Source organism: Microcoleus sp. Pol12B3 (assembly GCF_036701355.1).
Taxonomy (GTDB): domain Bacteria; phylum Cyanobacteriota; class Cyanobacteriia; order Cyanobacteriales; family Microcoleaceae; genus Microcoleus.
Genome location: NZ_JAUBQS010000021.1, coordinates 1 through 14,198, shown reverse-complemented (window position 1 = coordinate 14,198; position 14,198 = coordinate 1). Strand labels below are relative to the sequence as shown.

The 14,198-nt window shown below is 46.2% G+C and carries 13 protein-coding genes and 1 pseudogene; 10 read left to right on the top strand and 4 right to left on the bottom strand.

Annotation, left to right across the window (positions count from 1 at the left end):
• Nucleotides 1-149 precede the first annotated feature (149 nt).
• The gene (locus QUA53_RS12850) at nucleotides 150-3,290 is read left to right on the top strand and encodes an efflux RND transporter permease subunit (RefSeq protein ID WP_333096044.1); all 3,141 of its coding nucleotides are present in this window, start codon (nucleotides 150-152) and stop codon (nucleotides 3,288-3,290) included.
• A 94-nt stretch (nucleotides 3,291-3,384) separates the two neighbouring features.
• Here QUA53_RS12850 and QUA53_RS12845 read toward each other — a convergent pair whose 3' ends face one another.
• Together QUA53_RS12845 and dapB are read right to left on the bottom strand one after the other, a co-directional pair.
• Nucleotides 3,385-4,095 carry a phosphate ABC transporter permease gene (locus QUA53_RS12845; RefSeq protein ID WP_333096045.1) on the bottom strand — a complete coding sequence of 237 codons (711 nt, stop codon included), beginning with the start codon at nucleotides 4,093-4,095 and terminating at the stop codon, nucleotides 3,385-3,387.
• A 188-nt stretch (nucleotides 4,096-4,283) separates the two neighbouring features.
• Entirely contained in the window at nucleotides 4,284-5,111 is an 828-nt protein-coding gene (gene dapB, locus QUA53_RS12840) for a 4-hydroxy-tetrahydrodipicolinate reductase (protein ID WP_333096078.1), read from the bottom strand.
• Between the two features lie 302 nt (nucleotides 5,112-5,413).
• Between dapB and QUA53_RS12835 the strand changes: the two genes are divergently transcribed.
• The 6 genes from QUA53_RS12835 to ruvC all read left to right on the top strand — a co-directional run bounded on the left by QUA53_RS12835 (nucleotide 5,414) and on the right by ruvC (nucleotide 10,568).
• A complete protein-coding gene (locus QUA53_RS12835) occupies nucleotides 5,414-7,933 on the top strand; it encodes an EAL domain-containing protein (RefSeq protein ID WP_333096046.1) in 2,520 nt (839 codons plus the stop codon).
• A 255-nt stretch (nucleotides 7,934-8,188) separates the two neighbouring features.
• The gene (locus QUA53_RS29220; protein ID WP_445305235.1) at nucleotides 8,189-8,338 is read left to right on the top strand and encodes a hypothetical protein; all 150 of its coding nucleotides are present in this window, start codon (nucleotides 8,189-8,191) and stop codon (nucleotides 8,336-8,338) included.
• Entirely contained in the window at nucleotides 8,314-8,388 is a 75-nt protein-coding gene (locus QUA53_RS29215) for a hypothetical protein (RefSeq protein WP_445305234.1), read from the top strand. The genes QUA53_RS29220 and QUA53_RS29215 overlap by 25 nt, the downstream gene beginning before the upstream one ends.
• Nucleotides 8,373-8,702, top strand: a complete 330-nt coding sequence (locus QUA53_RS12830) for a DUF4926 domain-containing protein (protein ID WP_333248894.1) — start codon at nucleotides 8,373-8,375, stop codon at nucleotides 8,700-8,702. The genes QUA53_RS29215 and QUA53_RS12830 overlap by 16 nt, the downstream gene beginning before the upstream one ends.
• A gap of 126 nt (nucleotides 8,703-8,828) precedes the next feature.
• Complete coding sequence (bchI, locus tag QUA53_RS12825; protein ID WP_333096047.1) at nucleotides 8,829-9,944, top strand: magnesium chelatase ATPase subunit I; 1,116 nt, start codon at nucleotides 8,829-8,831, stop codon at nucleotides 9,942-9,944.
• A 90-nt stretch (nucleotides 9,945-10,034) separates the two neighbouring features.
• Nucleotides 10,035-10,568 carry a crossover junction endodeoxyribonuclease RuvC gene (gene ruvC / locus QUA53_RS12820; RefSeq protein ID WP_333096048.1) on the top strand — a complete coding sequence of 178 codons (534 nt, stop codon included), beginning with the start codon at nucleotides 10,035-10,037 and terminating at the stop codon, nucleotides 10,566-10,568.
• A 7-nt stretch (nucleotides 10,569-10,575) separates the two neighbouring features.
• Here the strand turns inward: ruvC and QUA53_RS12815 are convergent.
• Nucleotides 10,576-11,193, bottom strand: a pseudogene (locus tag QUA53_RS12815) (Uma2 family endonuclease).
• Nucleotides 11,194-11,564: 371 nt separating this feature from the next.
• Here QUA53_RS12815 and QUA53_RS12810 point away from each other — a divergent pair.
• Nucleotides 11,565-11,939 carry a hypothetical protein gene (locus tag QUA53_RS12810; protein ID WP_333096049.1) on the top strand — a complete coding sequence of 125 codons (375 nt, stop codon included), beginning with the start codon at nucleotides 11,565-11,567 and terminating at the stop codon, nucleotides 11,937-11,939.
• A gap of 106 nt (nucleotides 11,940-12,045) precedes the next feature.
• Here the strand turns inward: QUA53_RS12810 and QUA53_RS12805 are convergent, their stop codons facing one another.
• Nucleotides 12,046-12,315, bottom strand: a complete 270-nt coding sequence (locus tag QUA53_RS12805; protein ID WP_333096050.1) for a hypothetical protein — start codon at nucleotides 12,313-12,315, stop codon at nucleotides 12,046-12,048.
• A 219-nt stretch (nucleotides 12,316-12,534) separates the two neighbouring features.
• On the opposite strand from QUA53_RS12805, the gene QUA53_RS12800 reads away from it, so the two are divergent.
• Both QUA53_RS12800 and QUA53_RS12795 read left to right on the top strand, forming a co-directional pair.
• The gene (locus tag QUA53_RS12800; protein WP_333096051.1) at nucleotides 12,535-13,758 is read left to right on the top strand and encodes a hypothetical protein; all 1,224 of its coding nucleotides are present in this window, start codon (nucleotides 12,535-12,537) and stop codon (nucleotides 13,756-13,758) included.
• Between the two features lie 10 nt (nucleotides 13,759-13,768).
• On the top strand, nucleotides 13,769-14,002 hold the full coding sequence (locus QUA53_RS12795) for a hypothetical protein (protein ID WP_333096052.1): 234 nt from the start codon (nucleotides 13,769-13,771) through the stop codon (nucleotides 14,000-14,002).
• The last annotated feature ends 196 nt before the right edge of the window (nucleotides 14,003-14,198 follow it).

Genomic DNA, 14,198 nt, shown 5'->3' with positions numbered 1-14,198 from the left:
TAAACACAGATTAACGCAGATATTTTTAGGATAGTAAACCTGGTATAAGGTGCGCCGCCATAAGGTTATCGATATTTGGTTAAGTATTTTCGAGGGCGATACACCCTACAACTTCTTCCCTCTTCCTTCTTCCTTCTTCCTTCATAATTATGAACCTTTCAGAAATTTTTATCCGCCGCCCCGTGATGACCGCACTGGTCACAATCGGCATCCTAATCTTCGGTTTGATGAGTTATTTTCTGCTACCAATTAGCGCCTTACCTCACGTTGAATATCCCTTTGTGAGTGTCTCTGCTAGCTTACCCGGTGCCACCCCCGAAACAATGTCATCCTCAGTCGCCGCGCCGCTAGAAAGACAGTTCACTGAAATAGCTGGCCTCAATTCGTTTAACTCCACCAGTTCCACCGGTAGCGCAAACATTTCCTTACAATTCGACTTCAGCCGCAGTGTGAATTCTGCTGCTAAAGACGTACAAGCTGCGATCGCCGCCGCCGCAGGTTCATTGCCATCGGGAATGCCCAAACCGCCTAGCTACCGCAAAGTTAACCCTTCAGTTGCGCCGGTTCTATACCTTTATTTGTACTCCAAAACCCTGCCAATTGCAGAAGTGGATGAAGCCGCAGAAGTGACGATCGCACAACCCATCTCAGCGATCGACGGCGTGGCGCAAGTGCAGGTTTACGGGCAGAAACAATATGCAGTGCGGATTCAACTCGATCCGCGAGAATTGACCGCCAGGGGCATCGGATTAGATCAAGTTAGAACCGCAGTTACGCAAGGAAATGTAAACTTGCCAACCGGAAGCCTCTCTGGCGATAACAAAAGCTATTTAATTCAGGTAAACGGTCAATTAAATAATGCAGCCGAATATCGATCGCTGATTGTTGCTTACAAAAATGGCGCAGCAGTGAGGCTGCAAGATTTAGGAAACGTGATTGACGACGTGCAGAACAACAAAGTCTTGAATTTGTACACCGATAAAAATGTTACAAATCAACCTGCAATCTTGCTGGCCGTGCAGCCTCAACCCGATGGAAATACTGTAGAAATCGTCGATTCGATCGTGCAAATGTTACCCGCACTCAAACAACAAATTCCCCAATCGATCGAAATGGGAATTATGTACGATCGCTCTCAATCAATTCGGGCTTCTGTAGACGATGTGAAGTTCTCCTTAGTTTTGTCGGTATGTCTGGTTGTCTTAGTAATTTTTCTATTTTTGCGGAACCTCACAGCGACGCTAATTCCGAGTTTAGCTTTGCCTGTGGCGATTATCGGTACGTTTGCGGTGATGTATCAGTTGGGATACTCGTTAGATAACCTGTCTCTGATGGCGCTGACGCTTTCAGTAGGGTTTGTGGTGGATGATGCGATCGTGGTTCTCGAAAATATTGTTCGCCACCAAGAAATGGGAGAAGCACCGCTAGAAGCAGCATTAAAAGGGTCGAAAGAAATTGGTTTTACTATTGTTTCCATGACGCTTTCATTGGTCGCCGTGTTTATTCCCATCATGTTTATGGGCGGGTTGATCGGTCGGTTATTCCACGAATTTGCTGTGACTATTTCTGTAGCAATTTTGGTGTCGGGATTTGTTTCTCTGAGCCTCACGCCGATGTTGTGCAGTCGATTTCTCAAATCGTCCCACCAACACCCAAAAAACCGCTTCTACCACCTTTCAGAGCGGGGATTCGAGCTGCTGCTGCAAGGATATGAATGGACGCTAAAGCCTGTTTTGAAATACCGTTTCATGACGCTGATTGGTTCTGTAATTCTGCTGGTATTTACGGCTTATCTGTTCGTTCTGGTTCCGAAAGGCTTTATTCCGACTGAAGACACCGGACAACTGATGGTTAACACAAAAGGAGCGCAAGATATTTCGTTTGAAGATATGCTGCTTCACCAACAAAAAGTGGTTGATATTATTCGGAAAAATCCCAACATCGCAGCATTGAACTCAACTGTAGGTGCGAGCGGGCCGAACGCATCTGCGAACAACGGACGCATCACAATTAGGCTCAAACCCCGATCGCAGCGCCGCCTCAGTGCCGATGAAATCATCCAACAACTCACTCCTAAATTGCGCGGAATTCCGGGGATACAAGCTTTTTTACGCTCTCCTGCTGCGATTCCGATCGGCGGTCAACAAACAAATTCACAATATCAGTTTACGGTGCAAAGTTTAGACTTGCAAGCGCTGCGTCAAGCGGTGCCGGAATTGTTAGCTAAAATCAAAACGCTACCGGGATTGCGCGGTGTGGATAGCGATTTGCAACTGAGCACGCCTCAGCTTCAAGTTAAAGTCGATCGCGACAAAGCCGCAGCCGTCGGCGTTAGTGCTCAACAAGTGCAAAAAACCCTCAGCGCAGCTTACGCTTCAGGACAGGTTTCGACGATTTATACTCCGAACAATCAATTTACGGTTGTGTTAGAGCTCAAGCCTGAGTATCAGCGCGATCCGAGTGCTTTGTCGATGCTTTACGTGCGATCGAATACCGGACAAATGATATCGCTAAGTGCGATCGCAAATGTCACCCAAACAGTCGGCCCGCTAACCGTCAATCACCTAACGGGATTGCCCTCTGCTACAATTTCCTTTGACACTCTTCCAGGCACATCACTGAGTCAAGCAACCGCAGCTATTGAGAAAGTTGCAAAGGATATTTTGCCGCCGTCAGTGACAACAAGTTTCCAAGGTGCAGCCCAGGTATTCAACCAATCTTTTAACGATTTAGGCTGGTTGTTGGTGGTTTCTATTGTGGTGATTTATTTAATTCTCGGCATTTTGTACGAGGATTTCATTCACCCGCTGACAATTTTGTCAGGTTTGCCGTCAGCCGGATTTGGTGCACTGTTAACGCTGGTAATCTTTCAGGTTGAACTCAATCTCTATTCGTTTATCGGGATTATTCTGCTGGTGGGAATTGTCAAGAAAAACGGTATTATGCTGGTAGATTTTGCGATCGAGAAACAGCGCCAAGAAGGCAGAAGCGCGTTTGATGCCATTTACGAAGCTTGCATCGTCCGCTTCCGTCCGATTATGATGACGACGATGGCGGCTTTAATTGGAACTTTGCCGATTGCCCTGGGAGTTGGTAGCGGTTCCGAATCGCGCCGTCCGTTGGGAATTGCGATCGTCGGTGGATTGCTGTTTTCGCAAGTTTTAACGCTGTATCTTACTCCGGTATTTTACACTTATATGGAAGCGTGGCGTAAACGGCTAGGTCAACCAAAAATGAAGCTGTCTGAATTTTTCTGGCGTCCGAAAACTCGACCTTCGACCAGAAATTAATCCCAAATCCGCGTTAAAAACTTCTTTATTAGACTGGGCGGTTTCAACCGCAGAATAGAATCTTGAACGTGGATTAGGGAGTCTGTTTTATTAATTAATAATCAGCGGGCGATCGCCTTTTTACATCTCTGCTTTGATTAGTGCGATCGCGGTCTTTTTTCCTGCCTTTTTTAATTTGCTGACTCATCTCCACAAACAAATCCCTACGCAGATAAGGATAGTCGCTCACCCACACGTCACGGCTGGGAATATAAATATCTGAAACTTTGGCAATTTTGCCTAAATCTTCTTGATTTGACATAATTAACATTAAAGCAGCTTGGCCGGGGGCAATTCCTTGGTGATCTTTCCGCAAGGGAGCTCGAAGTGTAGTAGTAAATCCGGTTTTGTCGCCGACTTCTAAATTAATTCGCGGTTCTAGGTTGTCAACTATTACGAGTTGTCCTTTTTGATTGACTGTTTCTTCTTGACTGGTGACTTCATCTGTAATATATATATCCAAAACTCGTCCTTGCCAAAAACCGCAGTATTGATATTTGCGACATTCTGCATTCCGCAAACTCGCCCACAAAATCGGCCCCCACAGCCAGTACAAACCAGCTATCAATCCGGTGATTAAAACTAGCGGCCCGACATCGGAACCGGCGAAGTTGTAGACTACCAGGAGGAAAACTACGCTGACTGCAGAGATTAACATTCGCCTCAAAAAATCTGGCGGTTTTCCCCAGATATATTTATATTGCGCTCCGGTGGCGACGGCGGGAATTAGTTCTTGAAAGGTTTCACGGGTTAAGGGAATTAACATAGGAAGTTCGGCAACGAGCAATGTACGGGATGCAACGGCTGTCTGTTCGGAAGCGGATTATATTAAAGGATTTAACAGATTTAAGGGATGGATGTTGAGCTCAAAAATCAGAAGTTAGAAGTCAAAAGTTAGAAGTTAGATTAATTCCCATTACTTATGACTAATGACTAATGACTAATGATTAATGGCTACAAGATTTTTTCCAGGCCGTAAACGAGCGATCGCAATTCAAGGACTTTGCGTATAGACAGCAAGACTCCTGGCATATAACAAGCGCGATCGCTCGTATCGTGTCGTAAAGTATAAACTTGACCGGCGCCACCAAAAATTACCTCTTGGTGGGCAATTAAACCGGGCAAGCGGATGCTGTGAATGCGAATCCCTTCATCGGCTAAAGAGCCCCGAGCTCCGGCTAATTTTTCGGTTTCATCCACCTCGGGGGGATTGAATGTTTTTCCCATTTCTGCTAGCATTTGGGCAGTTTGAATGGCTGTGCCGCTGGGGGCGTCGGCTTTTTGATTGTGGTGCAGCTCGATAATTTCAACGTGTTCAAAATACTGAGAAGCTGTGACAGCGGCCTGTTGGAGCAAAACCATGCCGATCGAGAAATTGGGTACGATCAAACAGCCGATGCTGGCTTTGTCAGCAAATTCAGCTAAGTTTTCAATTTGCTTGCTGCTCAAGCCGGTAGTGCCGACTACCGGGCGAATGCCGTAAGCTATGGCCGATCGCACGTTTTCATAAACTGACGAAGGGTGCGTAAAATCTACCATCACGCCTAACTGCTTTTCCTGAGCTGCTAATACCAGCATTCCTTGCAAGTCGTCAGTGATGGGAACTTCTAACGGGCCGCATCCGGCTAATTCGCCGGCATCGGCGTTGAGGCACTCAGGAGAACGGTCTACAGCCCCAAATAAGGTCATGTCACTAGCATGGGCGATCGCCTTAATTACTTCGCGGCCCATTTTGCCTGCAGCACCGTTAACAATCACCGGAATCGGAAGTTGATTCGCCATCATCTCAAAAATATCCTGAAAGTTTGATCGACTAAATTTTAACGCTTGTGCGAATTTGGGGAAACAACGAATGAAAGACAGGATTTGTCGGCAAATCTTCAAAAACCCGGTACCCGTTCGAGAAATACTTTGCCAAATCGAGTAATTAGCTTAAAGAAACTCGGTTGCGGCACAAGTTCTGAAAAAATTACATTCAATCTCATATTAAGCTCAATTCTGTAAGAACAGACTTGTGCGGAGCGAATTTGCACCCATATATTTTTTCTGTGACTGCCAACTTCTCTCGAAATCTTCGTTGTGTAATGTCTGTCGCAACTGGCTTCGACCTGAGTTCTCAAAACCGACGGGTCAGGATTTTGCCTGCAATGCTCGCGGGCGCGACTGTAACGCTGCTGAATATGGGAATTCGGCAGTTGGGAGGCCTGCAAAGCTTGGAATTGGGAAGTTTTGACTCGTTAGTGCGCTTGCAGCCAGATTCGGGTCCCGATCCGCGACTGTTGGTAGTGGGAATTTCTGAGGCTGATATTCAAGCTTTGGGGAGATTTCCGATTTCCGACGGTGCGATCGCTCAAACCTTGACAAAACTGCAAAAGTATCAGCCAAAAGTCATCGGTTTGGATTTGTACCGGGATTTGCCTCAAGCGCCGGGACACAAAGAATTGCTGGCCGGGCTGAAAGCACGGAATGTTGTGGCGATTTATAAATTGAGGGATTCAGAAAGTGAGGGAGTGGCTGCGCCCCCGGGGATACCGCCCGATCGGCTCGGTTTTAACGACTTCGTGCTCGATCCTGATGGCGTTGTACGCCGCAATTTGCTCTCAGTCTCGCAACCAGACAAAAAGATTGCTTTATCGTTTTCTGTGCAAGTGGCTTTGCTGTATCTCAAAGACAGAGTACAGCAGAAAAATAGTTCTGTTCATCCCCACCAAATCAACTGGGGAAAGGCAGAATTTGTGCCTTTAACTTCTCACAGCGGCGGCTATGCAAATCTCGACGCCAAAGGCTACCAAATTCTGCTCAAATACCGTTCTGGTAAGGATGTGGCGCGACAAGTCAGTATCACGCAGGTATTGAAGGGGGAAATTGAACCAAGCTGGGTTAAGGGAAAAATTGTGTTGATCGGGACGACTGCACCGAGCACCAGAGACGTGTTTCTGACGCCCTACAGTCCCGTTAAAAAGCAAAGTCCGAAAATGCCGGGAGTGCTTCTGCACGCGCAAATGCTCAGCCAAATATTGAGTGCTGTTTTGGATGGGCGATCGCTCTTTTGGGTGTGGCCGGAATGGGCGGAAATTTTGTGGAACGGTGCTTGGGCGATGGTTGGCGGGGTTTTGGCTTGGCGGATTCAGCATCCTGTGAAGGCGGGATTGGCTGGGGGTGCGGGATTGATGGGACTGTTGGGGATTAGTTATGGGATTTTTACTGGGGGTGGGTGGGTACCGTTAGTGTCGCCGACTTTGGGTTTGGTGGTGACTGGTGTGGGTGTCAGTGCTTACAGAAAGCTTTACGATGCTTTTCACGATTCTCTGACGGGTTTGCCCAACCGGGATTTGTTCGTGGATTGTCTGGGGCGGGCGATCGCCAATACTAGGGGCCGGCGTAGCTATCTGTTTGCGGTGCTGTTTCTGGATTTAGACAGGTTTAAGGTGATTAATGATTCTTTGGGTCATTTGGCGGGGGACGAACTGCTGATGTCGGTGGTGCAGCGGTTGAGGGCGATTATTGGCTCCGGGGATACTGTGGCGCGGGTGGGGGGTGACGATTTTGCGATTTTGGTGAGGAATGTTGATGTTGGCAGTGCGGTGGATTTGGCCGGTCGCATTCACCAAGCTTTAATTTTGCCTTTTGATTTGAAGGGGCAGGAGGTGTTTGTGACGGCAAGTATCGGGATTGCGGTGGGCGGCGAACCTGCTACTGTCAGGGAACAGCCGGAACACTTGCTGCGGGACGCCCACACGGCGATGTACCGGGCGAAGGCTTTGGGAACGGGAAGGTATCAGGTGTTTAATGCTTCGATGCACGCTTTGGCGGTGGAGAGATTGCAGTTGGAGACTGATTTGCGGGTGGCCTTGAAGCGTCAGGAGTTTTTGCTGCATTACCAGCCGTTTGTATCTTTGGCAACTGGTAGGATTATTGGGTTTGAGGCTTTGGTGCGCTGGCAGCACCCGCTGCGAGGTTTGATTTCGCCGGTGAAATTTATTCCGGTGGCTGAGGAAACGGGGGCAATTGTACCGCTGGGTGAGTGGGTGTTGGAGGAGGCTTGCTGGCAGTTGCGGCTTTGGGAGGGAATGTTTGATTTCGATCAGCCTTTAATTATGAGTGTAAATTTGTCGGGAAAGCAGTTTGCCCAGCCGGATTTGGTCGATCGCATTCAGATGATTTTGGAAACAACGGGTTTGAGTGCCGATAGTTTGAAGTTGGAGATTACTGAGAGTGTGGTGATGGATGATGTGGAGTCGGCGATCGCGGTTTTAAAGCACATGAAGCAGCTTAATGTCAAGTTGGGAATTGATGATTTTGGCACTGGTTATTCGTCGTTGAGTTATTTGAGTCGTTTTCCTACGGATACTTTGAAGGTTGATAAGTCGTTTGTGGGGCGGATGGAGCTCGAAAGCGAGGGGGAGAATGTGGCGATCGTCCGCACGATTGTGGCGCTGGCTCACGCTTTGGGTATGGATGTGATTGCTGAGGGTGTGGAGACGGCGGCACAATTAGCTAGGTTAAGGGCGATCGGCTGCGAATACGGTCAGGGTTATTTTTTTGCTAAGCCGTTACCGAGCGAGGCTGCGACTGCTTTGATGGCTTCCGAGCCACAGTGGTAGTCATTAGTTATTAGTTATTGTACCTTAGAGCTAAAATAGAAAGTCGATCGGGTTCCCAAAACAGCTCTTTAATCTGTTGGATGCTAAATTTAGTGTTATCTCAACAAACATGAAGCTAAAAGAACTTGTCAGTCATCTCGTTATCGAGTATCGAAATTAACAAAGTATGCTCTTAATTTAGATAATCCATTCGGTAGCCATCAAGCTGTAATATTTCAGCGTCGTTTAGAATTGTATCAATAAAACTATGAGTTACTGTTAGCACATATTTTAACTAAAACTATTGATACGGAAGCAGTTTTAGGACTAAATGACAAACACGGACAGCGCTATGCTGTGGAATTGGCAATTCTGGGCATACAAGGACAGGACGGCAGGAGATTTTCCGTACAGCTTGGATCGTAGAACCGGGTAGTAATAGGGCGAGACTGGTAACACTATTCGTTCGGAGGTAAGCACGATCTTACCAGAAGTATTTGATGTAGTAGAATTGTTAGTAATATTGCCTGAATATAATTTACACCTAGGTGCTAGAGGGGCTATTGTAGATTGTTATGATGATGGGAATTACGAAATAGAATTTAGCGACCGCTCTGGCGAAACAATAGTTTTGTGTACTCTGTCTACCGAGCAGTTTTTAGTTGTTTGGAAGTCGAAAGAAAGGCGTTGGTTGTCTGTATCGGAACTATTAGCTGCGATGGTTGAACGTTTGTCTGATGAACGTCAGCAACAAATTTTAGAGTTGGCGTGTTCTGTGTCTCAGAAATAGTCTGTTTTTGGCGGCGTTTTGAGAGAAATCACACAAACTCTGCACTTGGATTTCAAGGCTGCAGATCGACTGTTGTCCGCTTGTATGTCACAATAAACAAGCAATTATTATATTTTGAGTTATCCTGTGAGTCCTACTGCCGAAGTCAGCAATACCCTAAATGCGGGCGTTCTACCAACCGTTACCGCTACCCCAGCCCGCCGCCCTGTTTTTCCCTTCACTGCAATTGTTGGCCAGGAGGAGATGAAACTGGCGCTGCTGTTGAATGTCATCGATCCCAAAATTGGCGGCGTGATGATTATGGGCGATCGAGGTACTGGTAAATCTACCACAATCCGCGCCCTCACTGACTTGCTGCCGGAAATTGAGGTGGTGGCTGACGATCCTTTTAACAGTCATCCCAGCGATCCAGATTTGATGAGCGATGAGGTGCGCGATCGCACTTTATCTCAAACTGACCTTAAAATCGCGCGCAAGAAAGTTCAAATGGTAGACTTGCCTCTGGGCGCTACCGAAGACCGAGTTTGCGGTACGATCGACATCGAGAAAGCTTTGTCAGAAGGTGTTAAAGCTTTTGAACCCGGTCTTTTAGCTAAAGCTAACCGAGGCATTCTGTACGTTGATGAAGTCAATTTGCTCGACGATCATTTAGTCGATGTTTTGCTCGACTCGGCCGCCAGCGGTTGGAATACTGTGGAAAGAGAAGGCATTTCGATCCGCCACCCGGCTAAGTTTATTTTAATCGGTTCCGGGAACCCAGAAGAAGGAGAATTGCGGCCGCAGTTGCTCGACAGATTCGGGATGCACGCAGAAATTAGGACTGTAAAAGATCCGAATTTAAGAGTGGAAATTGTCGAACAGCGATCGAGTTTTGACCAAAATCCAGCGGAGTTTCTCGCGAAATACCAGCGCGAACAAGATGAACTGCAGCAGAGGTTGGTGGAAGCCCAGGAAAGATTGAAATCGGTAACTATCGATAGAGAGTTGCGGGTAAAAATCTCCCAAGTTTGCGCGGAATTGGATGTAGACGGGCTGCGGGGCGATTTGGTGACGAATCGGGCTGCGAAAGCTTTCACGGCTTTGGAATGCCGCACAGAGGTGACTGTGGACGATATTCGCCGGGTGATGACTTTGTGTTTGCGGCACCGATTGCGGAAAGACCCGCTAGAATCAATAGATTCGGGGTATAAAGTGACTAAAGTGTTCGATCGGGTATTCGGCCTAGAAACAACTGAGGGGTAATTAATAATTGGTAATTGGTAATGGGTGGTGAGGAAACATTTCCCAAATTTTTAATGCCTCTTTCCCCATTTCCAATTACTAATTCTGGCAATGGAAAAACGAATTTTAGGATTAGATCCCGGCTTAGCAAATCTCGGCTACGGGGCAATTTGCTGTCAAATTGTCCCCGGTAAACAAGATGAAAACTTTGTTTCGATGATTGATTGCGGCGTGATCAAAACAATGCCAAAACAAGAAATGGGACAGCGCCTCAAAACAATTTACGAAGATTTGCACGCGGTAATTGAAGAGATTAAACCAGATGTAGCAATTGCCGAAAAATTGTTTTTTTACAAGATGGGAAATACCATACTGGTAGCGCAAGCGCGGGGTGTTTTGACACTGGTATTGGCGCAGTGTGGAGTGCCGCTGTTCGAGTTTACGCCGGCTCAAATTAAGCAAGCTTTGACAGGCCGCGGTAATGCGGATAAGTCCGAAGTGCAAGAGGCCGTGGCGCGGGAGTTAGAGTTGGGTTATATTCCGAAACCCGATGATGCGGCGGATGCTTTGGCTGTGGCTTTGACTGGTTGGTACGATGATGATATTTGTCCCAAGAAAATACAGTTGGAAACAGGAAAAATTTGAGGCAATATCAAATTATCGGCAAATTAAGGACAAATCCGGGCAAGACATCTTCTCCTGATAAACTCACAGGAAACTGTGCAATCTCTACCTCGCGAGAAGGGCGATAAATTTCTACTTGTTCGTCTTGAGGATTAATTAGCCAACCCAAGCGCAAGCCGCTGTTGAGGTATTCCTGCATTTTCTCCTGAAGGGGTCGCAGCGGGTCTGTGCGCGATTTCCTACCCTTCGGGAACCCCTGCGGGGAACGGGATAGCTTCGCTTCACGCAATTCAATGACAAAATCAGGACAAATTGGCGGAAATTTCTCTTGTTGTTCTTCTGTTAAAGCCGAGCATCTTTCCAAGCTAACCCAAGCCGCGTCTGGAGAGCGATCGCCATTATTTGGCAACCAAAAAATTGTGGAAGAACTAAACACTTTCCCTAGCTGCGTTTGACGGTTCCACAAGCCCAACTCTGTAATTAAATCTGCTTCTCAATTGCCGCTGACTCCGCCTACTGGTGACATAATAATAATTTCTCCTTTAGCAGTTCGTTCAAATTGCCAGTCTCGATTCATCTGCCATAAACGGTAAAACTGTTCGTCTGTTAGTTCGACAGTATCTAAGTTTAAAGTAACGGTTGTCATTCTTCCCAACTCCCTAGAAATATGAGTTCTGCAAACCTATTTTAGCGCTGCTTTTTGTCAAGGATCGACGAAACTAATCTAATTTAACATCAGTCCTCTGCAAAAACAGTTAAGCTTTGAAATGGGTTTAAACATCAGGCGGCTTAGGGCGTTAATGCCAGATATTGATCGCATTTAACATCAGTCCTCTGCAAAAACAGTTAAGCTTTGACACGGGTTCCAACCCCAGGCGGACTATTGCGAAGTCCAAAATATTAGTTGAAAATGTAATGAGGTTCGATCTCCCAATTTCACCTTCACTCCAAAAAATGCTATAATATCAACTTTAATTGCTAAACTTGTCCCGCCAGCAGAGAACACAGGAAAATAATATGATGATTATTACCTCCCAACAAATTGCCCAGTTTCGCTCGCAATTAGCCGAATATCCCGAAGCCCTAAAAGCCCTAGACGCAATCGAAGATTGCGAAGGTAACATCGAGGATGCAGCGATATCTCTAGCAATTCAAGCCGGACAAGAACCGAATATATCAGAAAATTGGTTAGACGGATTAGCCAAAAGATGCCGCGTTGCTATCTGCAAATCCGAGGTTAAAGAAGAGTTGGCAAACGGACAATTGAATGCAGCATTTAGAGATTTAGTGGCAGCAAAAATTTGCCCTGATATTTTGGTAACTTCGGTGATTATTTATGTATTTAAAAGTGGGGTGAATGAGTTTTGCGAGCCTCTAGAATATAAACTTTAAAGCCATAGCTGCATTTAAAAATTAGGTGAAGCAAAGCTATCCCGAAGGGTAGGGAATCGCCCTCATTTCTCAAAACATGATACAACGAGGCGATCGCAACTCTTCTCTACCCCTTTGCACTACTGTACCCAGCCGGCCTCAAATCCGGCGACAAACCCAAAGATTTCCCCAGCAAACGAGCAAGTTGCACTAAAAAATTAGCAGTATCTTCGTCACCTTCGCGCGCCATTGAAGCCGATATCTGGATTAGCATTTGCACAAATCCCGCATCAATTAAATCGGAACGCGAGCTCAAAACCTCTGGTTCTTGGCCGTTGGGACAAGTAAGCACTCGCTCGATTAAGTTCAAATAAGCCTCTTGGCGTTCTGGATTCATTTTGGCAGAAGCTGTACAGTAAATAATTTATTATTACGTTTAACTCAGTCCTGTCAATCAGGCGATCGAATAAGCGATCCCCGTTTTTACTCTAGAAACTCCATTCAGTCAGGAATAGACAGAAGCTTAAAGAAAATCTTAAGTTTCTCAATGCTAGTTTAGTCGAGGTAAGGTGCGCCGAGGTGTACCCTACTATTACGGGACTTAGGAATATACACAATGAAAATAGGAATATTTTTAGGAAATCTAGGAAACCCCGCCATCTACTATCCCAAACTCGCCACAATTACCGGCGGAGTCGCGGCGAGTATTTTTCTTTGCCAATTATTGCAATGGCAATCACAACATTCCAACTCCGGCGAATGGGTAAAAACCAACAGCAGCGAAATTGAAAAAGCCACCGGTTTAAATCACGAAGAACAAGAACTCGCGAGACGCCTGCTCAAAGTGCGATCGCTCCTGAAAGAAAAATTAACAAATCCCAACACGGACACCCTAGAACTCTGGGCTGACATTGATGCTTTCGAGGAAAAACTTAATAACTTTTGGACACCGAATCCGCCAGATATTATAACACAGATAAGCCGCGAAAGTCACAATCACCCTGTAGAAATCTTCCGCGAAACATCACCCCCAAATCATGTAGTTAAAACCGACAAATATTTCGGGCAACCCCGCCAGCAAATAGCCGTTGCTGTCACCCCTCATTACCGATTTAGCGGCCCTTGGAATTCCCAAGAAGAACTGCACAACTTTCAGCGAGCTTTAGAAGCATATGCTCAAGAGCACAGCTTAGGATTTGGCAATCCTTCTGGATGGGCATTTAAAATTATTGACAGCATGACAAAAGGCTTAACCTCGACTTTTTGGGAGGAATTTATCGCCGGAATTCCTTTAGGAGAAAGTCAGAAAGTTAAGCGAGATTGGGAAATCGAACCGGAAGTGCCTTATCCTGCTTTTGAAGAGGAGCGAATTCAGTATTACGTGCACAAAGGCGAACCGCTAGAAGCAGCAGTCTCTAAAGCCCGTGCTGATTTGAGAAACCCGGTTTTGGGCAAAGATTTGTGGGAGGGATTTTTGCGAAAGTGCGATCGCCTTGCCGATGATGCACTCAAAGCCAAAAACCAGGGCGTTGACACACCATATCTGCCCTCTTCCTTCAACGAAAAACCGCAAATCACCAAGGATAGCGTTATGCGGAAGTTAGGGGCGATCGCGCCGCAATTAGCCCTCAATCAATCCACATCTGAAACAATTGCTGAACCGGCAAAACTCGAACAAAAAGAGCTGCCAACCGCAGCCGAAATCCCCACTATTTTCTCTTTGCAAAAAGCTTACCAAACTCCTCTCGGCAGAAGTATAGTTGAACAACAAATCGGTGCTAACCCCGAATGGGGCTACGAAATAGTTGACGGTGAAATAGTCGAATCAATCCCTTTTTAATGAGGCTGATATGAAACGAATTAGCGAGATTAATCCGCTGGGAGAAGAGCGACAAAATCCTTCTGAGGAAGAGAGAGAAAAACTGCGGCGGTCAAGATTGCAGCGAGAAAGAGATGAAGGATATCAAAAGTTAGTTGAACTCTGCAATTTGGGCGAATATGACATAGCCCAGCAGTTGGCAAATCGACATTTTAATTGGGGTTATGAAATAGTTGATGGAATTGTGATGGAAAGGATAGATTAGGTTCGCAGTTATCCCATTTGTCACTTTCATGGGCGGGCAAGATGCCCGCCCCACAAAAATTTAATATGTCGTGGAACAGGCATCTTGCCTGTTCCTAATACAGCACTTCCGGATGTTATGAGGTACAGTAGCAGCAATTAGTAAACCAGTTTTTAAGATGTTTCGGATTAATTAAGTCAAGAGCCACAGCAATTAT

Excerpts from the sequence above, each read along its gene's own strand:
- dapB (WP_333096078.1), bottom strand. The coding sequence starts at position 5,111 with ATGGCGAATCAACTTCCGATTCCGGTGATTGTTAACGGTGCTGCAGGC.
- QUA53_RS12805 (WP_333096050.1), bottom strand. The coding sequence starts at position 12,315 with ATGAATCCAGAACGCCAAGAGGCTTATTTGAACTTAATCGAGCGAGTG.
- QUA53_RS12845 (WP_333096045.1), bottom strand. The coding sequence starts at position 4,095 with ATGTTAATTCCCTTAACCCGTGAAACCTTTCAAGAACTAATTCCCGCC.
- QUA53_RS12795 (WP_333096052.1), top strand. The coding sequence starts at position 13,769 with ATGAAACGAATTAGCGAGATTAATCCGCTGGGAGAAGAGCGACAAAAT.
- QUA53_RS12835 (WP_333096046.1), top strand. The coding sequence starts at position 5,414 with ATGTCTGTCGCAACTGGCTTCGACCTGAGTTCTCAAAACCGACGGGTC.
- ruvC (WP_333096048.1), top strand. The coding sequence starts at position 10,035 with ATGGAAAAACGAATTTTAGGATTAGATCCCGGCTTAGCAAATCTCGGC.
- QUA53_RS12850 (WP_333096044.1), top strand. The coding sequence starts at position 150 with ATGAACCTTTCAGAAATTTTTATCCGCCGCCCCGTGATGACCGCACTG.
- QUA53_RS12800 (WP_333096051.1), top strand. The coding sequence starts at position 12,535 with ATGAAAATAGGAATATTTTTAGGAAATCTAGGAAACCCCGCCATCTAC.
- QUA53_RS12810 (WP_333096049.1), top strand. The coding sequence starts at position 11,565 with ATGATGATTATTACCTCCCAACAAATTGCCCAGTTTCGCTCGCAATTA.